Annotated in this window: 1 protein-coding gene; it reads right to left on the reverse strand. The window is 64.2% G+C overall.

All coding sequences use genetic code 11. From position 1 onward, the window contains the following. On the reverse strand, nt 1-1,145 hold a 1,145-nt coding region (locus GGR28_RS18850; RefSeq protein WP_183497387.1), incomplete at both ends, for a right-handed parallel beta-helix repeat-containing protein.

Consider the following 1,145-nt stretch of genomic DNA (forward strand, 5'->3'; position numbering starts at 1 on the left):
TCGGAGAGGTACTGGGGGGCGAAACTGAGGGAGTTGGCGCCCTGCCCGGAGGCGGACTGCCAGGCGGCCAGGTCGGTCAGGGGCGCGCCGCTGTAGCGCGCCAGGTAGGTGCCCGTGGTGTACAGGTCGTTGTAATTCATGTCCAGTCCGGCATTGTTGGTCACGTCCGCCGCGTAGCCGGTGGTGGCGCGCAGGATGTTGTTCTTCACCTCCACATCCGGATTGCTCCCCAGGTAGAGTGCCGGGCCCGCACCCCGCTGGTTGAGGCTGTTGTGGTAGAGGCGCAGGTTGTCGCTGTTGGCGGCAAAGAGTACTCGATTGCCGCTGGTGGCGGTCAGGAAGTTGTTAGCCACCAGGCTGGGTGAGGCGGCGGGCGCATCGCAGTTGTTCAGGTATAGGGCGATCTGGGCGTTCGCCCGTGCGGGGTTAGTGATGCGATTGCCGGTAACGAGCACATCCGTCAGGTCGTCCAGGTAAACGCCGAGGTAGGAATCCTCGACCACGTTATCGGTAAACTCCGTACCGCTCACCGCTCCGCTACCATTGCTGTAGTAGAGGGCGTAGGCACCGCCGGAGAAGTAGCTGTCGTGAATGCGAACGCTTTCGGACAGCGTGGGCTCCAGGTAAATGCCGGCGGAAAATGAGTTCGTACTCGTTGCCGAGGAGGTAAGGCGGCAGCCCTCGATGAGCAGGTCCTGGAGTCCGTTCTGGCCGTGGATCGCCCGGGAGTAGGTAGTGCCGGTGGCCGCTACCGTCAGATTGCGCAGGCGCAGGTGAGCGGCGTTGCGCAGCCGCAGCACGTAGTTGTCCGCCGCCGTTGTGGCGGCGAAGGTGAGGATCACGTCACTTGCTACTCCGCTGGCCGATTCGAAGGTGAAGGTGTTGGTGGCGGAGGTTCCGGAAATGGCGGGTATCTCCAGTTGCCCGGTGTAAGTGCCCGGGTCGATCTGGAAGACCACGGCCCCGCCCACCCCGTTGGCGCTCATGGCGTCCACAGCTTCGGTCGGGTTGGCAAAGTCGTCCCCCGGATCGCCGCCGATGGTATAGGTGCCCGCAAGCGGTTGCAGTGGTGCGGCGGAATATTCATCGGCACCGATGCTGGGGGGATCGCCGCGGACCTCGCCGTCGATGTCGTCGGGGACGGC

The organism is Neolewinella aquimaris, assembly GCF_014197245.1.
GTDB lineage: Bacteria > Bacteroidota > Bacteroidia > Chitinophagales > Saprospiraceae > Neolewinella > Neolewinella aquimaris.